The sequence below is a fragment of the Microbacterium sp. LWH12-1.2 genome (assembly GCF_040675825.1).
Taxonomy (GTDB): Bacteria; Actinomycetota; Actinomycetes; order Actinomycetales; family Microbacteriaceae; genus Microbacterium.
The window spans coordinates 2,822,445-2,834,397 of the sequence record NZ_JBEGIJ010000001.1; the positions used below are offsets into that span (position 1 = coordinate 2,822,445).

At 68.2% G+C, this 11,953-nt stretch carries 14 protein-coding genes; 8 read left to right on the forward strand and 6 right to left on the reverse strand.

All coding sequences use genetic code 11. The features are described 5' to 3' along the window. Nucleotides 1–65: 65 nt before the first annotated feature. Both MRBLWH12_RS13435 and purB read left to right on the forward strand, forming a co-directional pair. A complete protein-coding gene (locus MRBLWH12_RS13435) occupies nucleotides 66–578 on the forward strand; it encodes a low molecular weight protein-tyrosine-phosphatase (RefSeq protein WP_414684993.1) in 513 nt (170 codons plus the stop codon). Then, entirely contained in the window at nucleotides 575–1,984 is a 1,410-nt protein-coding gene (gene purB, locus MRBLWH12_RS13440; RefSeq protein ID WP_363549728.1) for an adenylosuccinate lyase, read from the forward strand. Before MRBLWH12_RS13435 ends, purB begins: the two co-directional genes overlap by 4 nt. 157 nt (nucleotides 1,985–2,141) lie before the next feature. Here purB and MRBLWH12_RS13445 read toward each other — a convergent pair whose 3' ends face one another. Both MRBLWH12_RS13445 and MRBLWH12_RS13450 read right to left on the reverse strand, forming a co-directional pair. Then, the gene (locus tag MRBLWH12_RS13445; protein WP_341976826.1) at nucleotides 2,142–2,495 is read right to left on the reverse strand and encodes a hypothetical protein; all 354 of its coding nucleotides are present in this window, start codon (nucleotides 2,493–2,495) and stop codon (nucleotides 2,142–2,144) included. Next, on the reverse strand, nucleotides 2,492–3,154 hold the full coding sequence (locus tag MRBLWH12_RS13450; RefSeq protein WP_341976824.1) for an acyl-CoA synthetase: 663 nt from the start codon (nucleotides 3,152–3,154) through the stop codon (nucleotides 2,492–2,494). Before MRBLWH12_RS13450 ends, MRBLWH12_RS13445 begins: the two co-directional genes overlap by 4 nt. A 332-nt stretch (nucleotides 3,155–3,486) precedes the next feature. Between MRBLWH12_RS13450 and MRBLWH12_RS13455 the strand changes: the two genes are divergently transcribed. Further along, a complete protein-coding gene (locus MRBLWH12_RS13455; protein ID WP_363549730.1) occupies nucleotides 3,487–4,398 on the forward strand; it encodes a hypothetical protein in 912 nt (303 codons plus the stop codon). Between the two features lie 10 nt (nucleotides 4,399–4,408). Here the strand turns inward: MRBLWH12_RS13455 and MRBLWH12_RS13460 are convergent, their stop codons facing one another. Together MRBLWH12_RS13460 and MRBLWH12_RS13465 are read right to left on the reverse strand one after the other, a co-directional pair. Next, complete coding sequence (locus MRBLWH12_RS13460; RefSeq protein WP_363549732.1) at nucleotides 4,409–5,245, reverse strand: sulfurtransferase; 837 nt, start codon at nucleotides 5,243–5,245, stop codon at nucleotides 4,409–4,411. A 35-nt stretch (nucleotides 5,246–5,280) separates the two neighbouring features. Continuing rightward, on the reverse strand, nucleotides 5,281–6,300 hold the full coding sequence (locus MRBLWH12_RS13465) for a zinc-dependent alcohol dehydrogenase family protein (RefSeq protein ID WP_363549734.1): 1,020 nt from the start codon (nucleotides 6,298–6,300) through the stop codon (nucleotides 5,281–5,283). Between the two features lie 191 nt (nucleotides 6,301–6,491). Between MRBLWH12_RS13465 and MRBLWH12_RS13470 the strand changes: the two genes are divergently transcribed. Continuing rightward, complete coding sequence (locus tag MRBLWH12_RS13470) at nucleotides 6,492–7,364, forward strand: helix-turn-helix transcriptional regulator (RefSeq protein ID WP_363549736.1); 873 nt, start codon at nucleotides 6,492–6,494, stop codon at nucleotides 7,362–7,364. Between the two features lie 212 nt (nucleotides 7,365–7,576). Then, the gene (locus MRBLWH12_RS13475) at nucleotides 7,577–7,915 is read left to right on the forward strand and encodes a helix-turn-helix domain-containing protein (RefSeq protein WP_341976815.1); all 339 of its coding nucleotides are present in this window, start codon (nucleotides 7,577–7,579) and stop codon (nucleotides 7,913–7,915) included. 141 nt (nucleotides 7,916–8,056) lie between these two features. Here MRBLWH12_RS13475 and MRBLWH12_RS13480 read toward each other — a convergent pair whose 3' ends face one another. Next, nucleotides 8,057–8,653, reverse strand: coding sequence for a ClpP family protease (locus MRBLWH12_RS13480; protein WP_363549738.1), 597 nt, complete (start codon nucleotides 8,651–8,653; stop codon nucleotides 8,057–8,059). Continuing rightward, nucleotides 8,650–9,294 carry a ClpP family protease gene (locus MRBLWH12_RS13485; protein WP_341976811.1) on the reverse strand — a complete coding sequence of 215 codons (645 nt, stop codon included), beginning with the start codon at nucleotides 9,292–9,294 and terminating at the stop codon, nucleotides 8,650–8,652. The genes MRBLWH12_RS13480 and MRBLWH12_RS13485 overlap by 4 nt, the downstream gene beginning before the upstream one ends. Before the next feature lie 108 nt (nucleotides 9,295–9,402). Here MRBLWH12_RS13485 and MRBLWH12_RS13490 point away from each other — a divergent pair, with 108 nt between their 5' ends. Genes MRBLWH12_RS13490 through MRBLWH12_RS13500 form a run of 3 tightly spaced genes read left to right on the forward strand, consistent with a single transcriptional unit; the run spans nucleotide 9,403 to nucleotide 11,917 of the window. Then, the gene (locus MRBLWH12_RS13490) at nucleotides 9,403–10,326 is read left to right on the forward strand and encodes a metal ABC transporter substrate-binding protein (protein WP_341978286.1); all 924 of its coding nucleotides are present in this window, start codon (nucleotides 9,403–9,405) and stop codon (nucleotides 10,324–10,326) included. After that, nucleotides 10,323–11,066, forward strand: a complete 744-nt coding sequence (locus tag MRBLWH12_RS13495; RefSeq protein ID WP_341976809.1) for a metal ABC transporter ATP-binding protein — start codon at nucleotides 10,323–10,325, stop codon at nucleotides 11,064–11,066. The genes MRBLWH12_RS13490 and MRBLWH12_RS13495 overlap by 4 nt, the downstream gene beginning before the upstream one ends. Beyond that, a complete protein-coding gene (locus MRBLWH12_RS13500) occupies nucleotides 11,063–11,917 on the forward strand; it encodes a metal ABC transporter permease (RefSeq protein WP_363549740.1) in 855 nt (284 codons plus the stop codon). The genes MRBLWH12_RS13495 and MRBLWH12_RS13500 overlap by 4 nt, the downstream gene beginning before the upstream one ends. Nucleotides 11,918–11,953: the final 36 nt, after the last annotated feature.

The window sequence follows — 11,953 nt, forward strand, 5'->3', positions numbered from 1 at the left end:
TCGGTGCAGAACGAGTGCACGCAGTCGACTGTGCAGAAGCGCCACCGGCGGGCACAATGGACTCTGTGACATCCCCGGATCCCTTTCGCGTGATCTTCGTCTGCACGGGGAACATCTGCCGCTCGCCGATGGCAGAGGTCGTGTTCCGCGATCTGGCAGAACGACAGGGCCTGGGCTCACGGATCGTGTCCCGCAGTGCCAGCACCGGCGATTGGCACCTCGGCGAACGCGCAGACCACCGGACGATCGACTCCCTCGCCCGGCGCGGCTACGACGGCTCCCAGCACCGGGCGCGGCAGTTCACCAGTGCATCCTTCGCCGACAACGACCTGATCGTCGCCCTCGACCGCACGCACGAGCGCGTCCTCCGCGAGTGGGCGAACAACGAGGACCAGGAGGGCAAGGTCACCCTGCTGCTCTCCTTCGACGCGAACGCCGACGGGCTCGACGTCCCCGACCCGTACTACGCGGGCGCGGATATGTTCGATTCCGTCCTCGGTATGATTGAGACCGCGACCAGGGGCCTCTTTCTTCAGCTCGAACCCGCCCTGCGTCTCCCCCGCACGCCCCGCGTTTGACGGGCCCGATCAGGAGGACTCCCCTGACTTTCCAGCCTTCGCTTCCGCCGCAGCCCCTGAGCCCGCTCGACGGACGCTACCGTGCCGCCGTCGCCGGCCTCGCCGATTTCCTCTCCGAGGCGGGCCTCAACCGCGCCAGGGTCGAGGTCGAGGTCGAGTGGCTGATCGCCCTCACCGACCGCTCACTGTTCGAGACCTCGCCGCTGCCGGATGCCGACAAGGAGCGCCTGCGCGCCCTCTACCGCGACTTCGGGCAGACCGAGATCGACTGGCTCGCCGAGAAGGAAGCCGTCACCCGCCACGACGTGAAGGCCATCGAGTATCTCGTGCGCGACCGGCTGTCGACGCTGGGCCTCGACTCGATCTCCGAGCTCACCCACTTCGCCTGCACCAGCGAAGACATCAACTCGGTCTCCTACGCGCTCACCGTGAAGCGCGCGGTCGAGAACGTCTGGCTGCCCGCCCTGGACTCGGTGATCGCCAAGCTCCGCGAGCTGTCGGTGGAGCACGCGGATGCCGCCATGCTGTCCCGCACGCACGGCCAGCCCGCGACCCCGTCGACGATGGGCAAGGAGATCGCCGTCTTCGCGTGGCGTCTCGAGCGGGTGCGCGCGCAGATCGCGGCATCCGACTACCTGGCGAAGTTCTCCGGCGCGACCGGCACCTGGTCGGCCCACCTCGCCGCCGACCCGGCCGTCGACTGGCCCGAGGTCGCCCGCGAGTACGTGGAGGGGCTGGGTCTCGGCTTCAACGTCCTCACCACGCAGATCGAGTCGCACGACTGGCAGGTCGAGCTCTACGACCGGGTGCGTCACGCCGGCGGCATCCTGCACAACCTCGCCACCGATATCTGGACCTACATCTCGCTCGGATACTTCGCGCAGATCCCGGTCGCCGGAGCCACCGGCTCGTCGACGATGCCGCACAAGATCAACCCGATCCGCTTCGAGAACGCCGAGGCGAACCTCGAGCTGTCGGCGGCCCTGCTCGGCTCGCTGTCACAGACGCTCGTCACCAGCCGCCTGCAGCGGGACCTCACCGACTCGACGACGCAGCGCAACATCGGCGTCGCTTTCGGGCACTCGCTGCTCGCTCTCGATAATCTGCGCCGCGGCCTGAACGAGATCTCACTGGCGCGCGATGTGCTGCTCGCCGACCTCGACGTGAACTGGGAAGTGCTCGCCGAGGCGATCCAGACCGTCATCCGTGCCGAGGTCGTCGCCGGCCGCTCCACGATCAGCGACCCGTACGCGCTGCTGAAGGAGCTCACCCGCGGTCACCGCGTCGGCGGGCCGGAGCTGGCGGAGTTCGTCGAGGGCCTCGAGATCGGCGATGCGGCGAAGCAGCGTCTGCTCGCCCTCACCCCCGCGACCTACATCGGTATCGCGGAGCGTCTCGCGCAGTAGGTTTCCGCTCTGCGGGATGCATTACGCCGGTTCAGGGGTACCCGAACTGGCGTAATGCATCTCCATCACCGGTGGGTGGTCGGAAAAGCATCCGAATCGGCCTCGGCCCGTGCGTTTTCGACCAGGCAGGCCCACTCGGCCGCAGAGCTGCGGAAGACTACGCGCGCGGAGCGCCCCCGGGATTCACGTCATCCGCGTCATCGGCCGGCTCCTTGTCGAAGAGCACCGGGCGATCGACCCTCTTGGTGACGTCGGCGGGATCCACGGCGAGGATCAGCATCGCCAGGATCAGCAGGGTGGCGATGAACGCGCCACCGCCGACGACGAGTCCCAGCGCGATGGGCGTCAGCCCTTCATAGGTGCCGGCGGCGATCGCCGCGTTCACCCGCGCGGTGAAGGCACCGGTCGAAACCAGCGTCACGACCATCGCGAAGACACCGCAGACGAGCGCGATGCCGAGCAGGTGCAGCGGTCGCAGGATGTCCCGACGGGTCGGTTTCTCGTCGCTCATCGCTCTCCTCCACGGTCCGCCGCTTCCGGCGCCGCGCTCTGGTCGGGTTCGGTGATTCCGGCATCCTCTGCTGCGGCCTTGGCTCGGGGCGTGAGCCCGGCGATGCCGAGGAACACCGCGACGATCGCCGCATAGGCGCCGAACATCCCGACGCCGAGGATGATCCCGGTGAGTTCGAATGTGCCGGCGCTCTCGATCGAGTACTCCTGCACGAGGCCGGCCGGGATCAGCAGGAGCAGGATGCCGAGCAGGACGCCGAAGGCGCCGACCGCGATGGCGTCACGGGCAGTCGGGTCGTCGGAGCGGCGGGCACGGATGCCGGCGAGCAGCTCGACGCCACCGGAGACCAGCGCCCATGTGCAGACGACGCCGAAGAACAGATCGTCATTGCGCCACGGTGGGATCCCGCTGACCATTCCGGCCGCGAAACCGAGTGCCGCCAGCAGCAGGTACGACCAGCGGGAACCCGCAGGAAGGACGAGCCAGGCGGCGAGCACGAGGACGAACGCGCTGACGAAGGCGAAGCCGCTGAAGACCGAAAGCCCGACGGCCGCCGAGTGGTCCGGCGAGAAGGTGATCATCACGGCCGCAGCCGCCGCGAACAGTGCACGAATCAGCTGTACGTTGCGTACCGTGAACGTGCGAGCAGGGGCAGACATGACGATCCAGAGTCCTCCGGGGTGTTCCTCCCAGTCTACGCGGGCGTTCGCGGCCGGATCGCCGTGCCCGGGGCGCCCACGCGGCAACACGCAGACTCGAGGCGGCACATGATGAGGCCCGGCGGGTCTCCCCAGAATCGCCGCCGGGCCTCATTCAGTTTCGCAGCGTGGGTGTCCGCTGCGTCAGGCTGAATCCCTGCGCAGGGTCGGGCCCCTACCTACGTCGGATACCGCCTGTTGACCCCACATCAGCGCCTCCTCCCCTTGAGACGCCCGTACGGTCGTATGCTCACTGTAAACGGGAGTTCTTCACATACCGGAGGGGGTCTGTGATGAAGATCGAAGAGGATCAGCACGACCCGGAATCGGCGCAGATCGCACCGGCGCTGCGTGACGCCATCAACGCCCGCAGAGTGACGCTGGCCTGGCTGCACGAGCGGCTCAGAGAACGTGGCAACACCGTCTCGATGGCAACGCTGAGCTATTGGCGTTCCGGTGCCCGGCGCCCGGAAGGCGCGCAGTCCGTGGCCGCGCTGACCGACATCGAGGCGCTGCTCGACCTCGAAGTCGGCGCACTCACCCGTCTCCTCGGACGCAGCCACCGGACGGGTCCGGTGGGATCTGCCCACTTTCCGCTGGATGCCAACGACATCGAACGAGCGGTGACGGACGCGTACGCCGCGCTCGGGGTCCCCTACCCGAGCACGTCTCGCGAAGTCACCACCCATTCCGTCACCGACGTCGGACCCGACGGGAACGTCGCGCTGTGCAGCATCCGGAGCATCGTGCAGGCGACCACCGGCACCGTCGATGCGATCCCCTTTCTGGAGATGACGCCGGGCATCGACGCGCCGGCTCCGACCTTCACCGCTGTGGCGGGTGGGCGCCTCAACGCGCTCTACTCGCACCCGAACGGCGAGGTACACGGCGGGCGCTTCGACCTGGACGCGCCGCTCACGGCGCCCGACACCACGATGGTCGAGTGGTCGATCGCCTATCCGCAGGGGTATCCGCCGACCCGCGAATCCGGCTACGCCGTCAGCAGGCAGTGCCGCGAGCTTGTGCTGTGGATCCGGTTCCACCCCGATGCGCTGCCCGACTGGTGTGAGGAACGAGTGGAGACGCCGGAAGGGTCCGTCATCACTCCGGTGTCCGTGAAGCACGGGCGCGCGGTTCATCTGGTGCATCGCGCGTTCGGACCGGGAGCGGTAGAGCTGCGCTGGGGGTACGGCCCGCGGGAATGAGCCCGGCCGCTCAGCCCGGTTCCGACCCGATCGCGACGGGGCGACCAGACGTGTTCGACCACTGACTCCACGAGCCGGGGAACACCTTCGCGTCGACACCGGCCTCGGCGAGGACCATTGCCGTGTGCGCGGCAGTGACGCCGGAACCGCAGTAGGCGGCCACCGGGGTGCCCGCGGTCACGCCGAGCTCTGCGATGGTCGCACGGATGCTGTCGGGGTCGAGGATCGTGCCATCGGCATCCAGATGACGCAGCGTCGGCAGGTTCAGCGCGCCCGGGATGTGTCCGGCGACCGGGTCGAGCGGCTCGGTCTCACCGCGGTAGCGTTCCGGGGCGCGCACGTCGAGGAGCACGCCGGATGCAGGGAACGCGGCGGCCTCATCGATCGTGAGCGCGTCCGCGCCGATCTCCTCGAGGACGACGTCTCCCTGCTCTGTGGTCACATCGTCTGTGGTGAGCGCGTGTCCCGCCGCCGTCCAGGCGCCGAGTCCGCCGTCGAGCACCCGCACATCGACCCCGGCCTGGCGGAGCAGCCACCACGCGCGTGCCGCGGAGATTCCCTTCGCATCGTCGTACGCGACGACGACATCGCCTTCGCGGACGCCCCAACGGCGTGCCGCCTCCTGCAACGTCGCGGTCGACGGCAGCGGATGCCGCCCCTCGTCCGCCCGGCCGTGTGTGGAGAGCTCGGTGTCGAGGGGAACATAGACCGCACCGGGGATATGCCCGGCGAGATAATCGGCGCGGCCGTCCGGCCGATCCAACCGCCAGCGCACATCGATCAGGCGCACCGGGGCGCCCTGGGCGAGCAGAGCAGTCAGCTCTTCGACACTCAGGAAGTTCCTCATGATGCGAGGCTACCGGCGGTGGCGAGCACTCCAGGTCACACCCTGAGCAGCACCTTCGTGGCGCGACGCTCGTCCATGGCCCGATAACCCTCGGCTGCGTCCTCGAGCGGCAGCGTCAGGTCGAACACCGTGCCAGGGTCGATCTTCCGATCCCAGATGAGCTGAATGAGTTCCGGCAGGAACCGCCGCACCGGCGCGGGACCACCATGCAGGTGCACGCCGGAGAAGAACAACTCCTCGCCCGGCAGAGCGACCTCGTGCGCGACGCCCACGTATCCGACATGTCCGCCGGCGCGGGTCGAACGGATGGCCTGCATCATCGACTCCTGGGTGCCGACGGCCTCGATCACCGAGTGGGCGCCGAGCCCGTTCGTGAGCTCTTTGATCCTCGCGACGCCCTCGTCTCCGCGCTCTTCGACGATGTCCGTGGCCCCGAACGTCCGCGCCAGCTCCTGGCGGTCGGCGTGACGGCTCATGGCGATGATGCGCTCGGCGCCGAGCTGTTTGGCCGCGAGGACACCGAGCAGGCCGACCGCTCCGTCACCCACGACGGCGACGGTCTTGCCGGGACCGGCCTCGGCCGCGACGGCGGCGAACCAGCCGGTGCCGAGCACATCGGATGCCGCGAGCAGCGCCGGGATCAGATCGGCATCGGGCTGACCGGGCGTCGCGACGAGCGTGCCGTCGGCGTGCGGAACGAGGGTGTACTCGGCCTGCGTCCCGTACTTCCCCATCGGCACGACATGTACGCAACGGGACTGATAGCCCGCCTGGCAGATCTCACACGTGTTGTCGGATGCCATGAACGACCCCACGACGAAATCGCCGACCTTCACGTTCTTCACCTCCGCGCCGACCTCCTCGACGACTCCGACGTACTCGTGCCCCATCGGCGTCGCGTCGACGGCGTCAGCACCGCGGTAGGGCCAGAGGTCGGACCCGCAGATGCAGGTTGCGGCGATCTTGATGACGGCATCCGTCGGCCTGGTGATCTTCGGCTTCTCGCGTTCTTCAACCCGGACATCACCGGGTCCGTGCATGACTACTCCGCGCATGTGTGCTCCTTCTGTTGTTCTTTCTCGATCGTCGGGTCGGTGCTCGCCGAGATCGTCATCTTCAGTGTGGGTGCGCCCTGGCCGAGAAGGGAGGGCCTGTCGGAACCCCTGTCCGGCCGGGCTTCAGCCTCCGCAGACCCTGGTACCGGCAGAACCTCCCTTCTTACGTCGCAACGGCGTAGCGTCGGGGCATGGACACCCGCAGCGAGGTGCGCGAATTCCTCTCCACGAGGCGCGCACGGCTCACTCCCGATCAGGCCGGACTTCCCGCATACGGCGGCAACCGTCGCGTGCCGGGCCTGCGCCGCGAAGAAGTCTCACTGCTCGCCGGGGTCAGCGTGGACTACTACACCCGCCTTGAGCGCGGCGATCTCTCCGGAGTGTCCGACAGCGTGCTGGAGGCCCTCGCCAGAGCTCTGCAGCTCGACGACGCCGAGACGGCGCACCTGTTCGATCTCTCCCGCGCCGCGAACGCCTCGCCGATCGCACGGAAGCCGCGGAAGAAGGCTCAGTCGATCCGCCCCAGCATCCAGCGGCTGCTGGACGCGATGACCGGTGCTCCTGCGCTGGTGCGCAACAACTACTTCGAGTACCTCGGCGCGAATACTCTCGGCCGCGCGCTGTACGCCCCGGTTTTCACCGAGCCGGTGCCGAACAGTGCGCGTTTCGCCTTCTTGAATCCGGCCGCGCACGACTTCTACGTCGACTGGGAGCAGGTCACCCAGGACCTCGTCGCGGCGATGCGCGGCGAAGCCGGGCGCAACCCCTACGACCGGAAGTTCAGCGACCTCGTCGGAGAGCTCTCGACGCGCAGCGAGCGATTCCGGACGCTGTGGGCCGCGCACAATGTGCGCTATCACCGCAGCGGGGTGAAGCGGCTCCGGCATCCGATCGTCGGTGAACTCGAGATCGTGTACGAGGCGTTCGAGCTCCCCGCCGACCCGGGCTTGCACCTGTCGACGTACACGGCCGAGCCGGGAACGCCCTCGGAGGAGAAGCTGAAGATGCTCGCCAGCTGGGCGGCAACGGATGCCGACCAGGCATCGGCGAAGACCGAAGCCTGAGGCTGTTCGTCTGGCTGGTGCGCGCCGCTGAGCGGTTCACAATTCAGGAATCTTCGGCGCGGTGCATCCGACCGCCCGCGGAAATCCACGGGTCTCCGGCCGGGACGACAGCAGAACCAGAGGAATCTCCTGAGGTGTGAACACGAGACGCCGGCGTTCTGCTCTGAGCAGAACCGCTGGAGCCGACGGCGGGCGCGGAGTTACCGTGGGGCATGGCCGAGCTCCTGCATCTCCCGCGCAATCCCCGCCCGAAGGCGACCGATCCCGAGCCGCTCTGGCGCCAACTGCTCGGCGACCAGCTGCGCCGCCGTCGCCACGACCGCGAAGAGACCCTCACCGAGACCGCCGAGAAGGCCGGCGTCTCGCCGCAGTACCTCTCCGAGGTCGAGCGCGGACTCAAGGAGCCGTCGAGCGAGATGATCGCCGCGATCAGCGGGGCGCTGGAGACCTCGCTCATCGAGCTGACCAGTGCCGTGGCCGACGAGCTGCGCTCGACGACGGCATCCGTCGCCGTCTCGGCCGGCCGCGCGGCTTTCGCCCTCGCCGCCTGACTTCAGGCCGCGGCACCTGGGTCGAGCATCCGCTCGCCGCCGTACGACTTGCAGGACCGATGCACCCGGGGCAGACCGAATCACGGGTTTTCGTCCTGCATCCGTGATCCGGTCATGCAGATGGCACCGCTGCCGCGCGGTTCAGGGCACGGTCCGCTCCCCCAGCACGCTGTCGATCAGTCCGTAGTCGAGGGCCGCGGATGCCGCGAACACCCGGTCGCGATCGGTGTCGGCGCGCAATTCTGCGAGCGAGCGACCACTGTGCCTGGCCAGGATCTCCTCCATGTCGGCGCGCACCCGCACCACCTCGTCGGCCGCGAGGATGAGGTCGGGGATCGCGCCCCGCGACTGACCGGCCGGCTGGTGCAGCACGATCCTGGCGTGGGCGAGAGCCGCTCGTTGACCGGGCGCGCCCGACGCCACGAGCAGCGCCGCCGGCCCGATCGCCTGCCCCACGCACGTCGTCGCGATCGCCGGGCGGATGTGCTGCATCGTGTCGTAGATCGCGAGAGCCGCGCCGGGATCGCCGCCCTCGCTGTTGATGTAGAACTGGATGCCGGACTCGGGACTGTCGGCATCGAGGTGCAGCAGTTGGGCGATCAGCGCGTTCGCGACCCCGGCGTCGATGCCGGTGCCGAGATAGATGACCCGCTCGGCGAGGAGGTGCGAGTACACGTCCATGATGCGCTCACCACGCGGATGCTGCGCGATGACGTTCGGGATCGTGTAACTGCTCATGACTTCGCTCCTTTCGGGGCGGATGCCGCGGCATCCGTTCCCAGTCCGACCCGCGCACGTCGGCGCGGCATGACGTCTCCGATCGACGTGACGATCTCGTCGATGAAGCCGTACTCCTGCGCCTGGCCGGCGGTGTACCAGCGGTCGTGCAGGGAGTCCTCGAAGATGCGCTCGAGCGGCTGACCCGTGTCGCCGGCGATCAGGCCGAGCACGGTGTCGCGCATGTGCCGCAGATCGTCGGCCTGGGCCTCGATCTCGACCGCGGATCCACCGATGCCCGCCGATCCCTGGTGCATGAGGATCCGCGCGTGCGGCAGCGCCCGCCGCTTGCCCGGGGTTCCCGCCGAGAGCAGGAACTGCCCCGCGCTGCAGGCGAGGCCGAGGGCGAGGGTGGCGACGTCGTTGGGGATGAGCCGCATGATGTCGCGGATCGCGAGCATCGACGGCACCGAGCCGCCGGGCGAGTGGATCCAGAGGGCGATGTCGGTGACGGCATCCTCTGCGGCGAGCGCGAGCAACTGCGTCATCAGCAGCGTGCCGTTGTCGTCGTCGAGCACGCCGTCGAGCACGAGCACGCGTTCGTGGAACAGGGCGCGGCGCGCTTCGGGGCCGAACTGCGGGATGGGATTCTCTTCGCTCATGCCCCCATCGTGCGCGCCCATGCCGAGGCGCGGGGCGGAATCTGCTCTGAGCTGTTCTGCCCTGAGCAGTCCGACCTCGAGCAGGGCAACCACTGGTATGTTTTCGGTGTGCCTAAAAATTTGGTCCGTCGTGTGACTGCCGTCGTCGCTGCGTTGAGCGCTCTCGGCCTGACGGGCTGCGGAACCAGCCAACCCGACGAAGGCGATGGGCGGCCTGTCGTCCTGACGACGTTCACCGTGCTCGCCGACATCGCCGAGAACGTCGCCGGTGATCACCTGGTCGTGGAGTCGATCACCAAGCCGGGCGCGGAGATCCACGGATACGAGCCGACGCCCGGCGATATCCGCAAGGCCACCGACGCCGACCTGATCCTCGACAACGGGCTGAATCTCGAGGTGTGGTTCGGTCAGTTCGTCGAGTCCGTCGACGTGCCGCACGTCGTCGTGTCGGACGGTGTCGACGTGATCGACATCGCCGAGGACACCTACGAAGGAAAGCCCAACCCGCACGCGTGGATGAGCCCGGTGAATGTGCAGCTCTACGCCGACAACATGGCCGAGGCGTTCAGCGAACTCGATCCAGCGCACGCCGAGGACTTCGCCGCCAACGCCGAGAAGTACAAGGCGCAGGTGCAGGAGGTTCAGGACCAGCTGGTCAGTGAGCTCTCGGCGCTCCCGGAGAAAGAGCGCGCGCTGGTGACCTGCGAGGGGGCATTCTCCTACCTCGCCCGCGATGCCGGACTGACCGAGGCGTACATCTGGGCGGTGAACGCCGAGCAGCAGGCGACGCCGCAGCAGATCGCCGGAACGATCGAGTTCGTGAAGAAGAACGACGTCCCGGCGGTGTTCTGCGAGTCCACGGTGTCCGACAAGCCGATGCGACAGGTGGTCGAAGCCACCGGCGCCGAATTCGGCGGCACGCTCTACGTCGATTCGCTCTCCGAGCCGGACGGCCCGGTTCCGACCTACCTCGATCTGATCCGGCACGACGCGAAGACCATCATCGACGCCCTGACGGGACGCACCCCATGACCGCGGCGATCGAGGTGCGCGGCACGACCGTCCGCTACGGCGATGTCCTCGCCCTCGACGACGTGTCGCTGACCGTCGAGGCCGGACGCGTCACCGGTCTCATCGGCATGAACGGATCGGGCAAGTCCACGCTCTTCAAGACGATCGTCGGCATGGTCCGGCCGAGCACCGGGAGCGTCCTTCTCGACGGGGTCGACGCCGCCGCCGCACGCCGGCGCGGACTGATCGGATACGTTCCGCAGAGCGAAGACGTCGACTGGGCCTTCCCCGTCTCCGTCCGCGACGTGGTGATGATGGGACGGTACGGACGCCAGGGATTCACGCGCCGAACGAGGCCTTCCGACCGCGTCGCGGTGGATGAGGCTCTCGAGAGGGTCGAGTTGACGGCGTTAGCGGATCGCCAGATCGGTCAGCTCTCCGGCGGGCAGCGCAAGCGCGCGTTCGTCGCCCGCGGCATCGCCCAGGGGGCGGACATCCTGCTGCTCGACGAACCGTTCGCCGGCGTCGACAAGAGGTCGGAGGCGACGATCGTGCGACTCCTGCGCGAGCTCGCCGCTTCCGGGCAGACGGTCTTCGTCTCGACGCACGACCTGCACGCGCTTCCGTCTCTCGCCGATGAGGCGGTGCTGCTGCTGCATCGCGTGATCATGCACGGCCCCGTCGAGGAGGCCCTTCGGCCCGCGAATCTCGCTCGCGCCTTCGGGCTCGAGGACCCTACGCCCGAGGAGGGGTCCGCATGAGCATCCTCGATCTCATCTTCGAACCGCTGCAGTACGACTTCATGGTGCGCGCCCTGGCCACCACGGTGATCGCCGCTATCGTGTGCGCGCTCCTCTCGTGCTGGCTGGTTCTCGTCGGCTGGTCGCTGATGGGTGACGCCGTCTCGCACTCGGTGCTGCCCGGCGTCGTGCTCGCCTACATCTTCGGTGCGCCGTTCGCGCTCGGCGCCCTCGTCTTCGGGTTCCTCGCGGTCGCCCTGATCGGACTCATCCGCGGCACGAGCAGGATCAAGGAGGATGCCGCGATCGGCATCGTCTTCACGACCCTGTTCGCCCTGGGGCTGGTCCTGATCTCGGTCACGCCGAGCCAGACCGATCTGAACCACATCATCTTCGGGAACATCCTCGGCGTCTCGGTCTCGGACCTCGTGCAGATCAGCATCCTGGCGGCGATCGCGTTCACCGTGCTCATCGTGAAGCGACGCGACCTGACGCTCTACGCGTTCGACCCCACGCACGCGTTCGCGATCGGTCTCTCCCCGCGCATGCTCGGCGCCCTCCTCCTCGGCGTCCTGGCGCTCACCGCCGTCGTCGCTCTGCAGGTCGTCGGCGTGGTGCTGGTCGTGGCGATGCTCATCATCCCCGGAGCGACGGCATATCTGCTCACCGACAGGTTCGGGCGGATGCTGGTGATCGCGCCGATCATGTCGGCGGTGTCCAGCGTCATCGGCATCTACCTCAGCTACTGGATCGACGCCGCCTCCGGCGGGCTCGTCGTCGTCGTGCAGGGTGTCGTTTTCGGCCTCGTCTACTTGTTCAGTCCGCGGCAGGGAGTGATCGGAAAGCGCCTGGTGCGCGCGCGTCGGAGCTGAGACCGCACTGCCGTCCCGAGAAGGTTCGGAACGGCA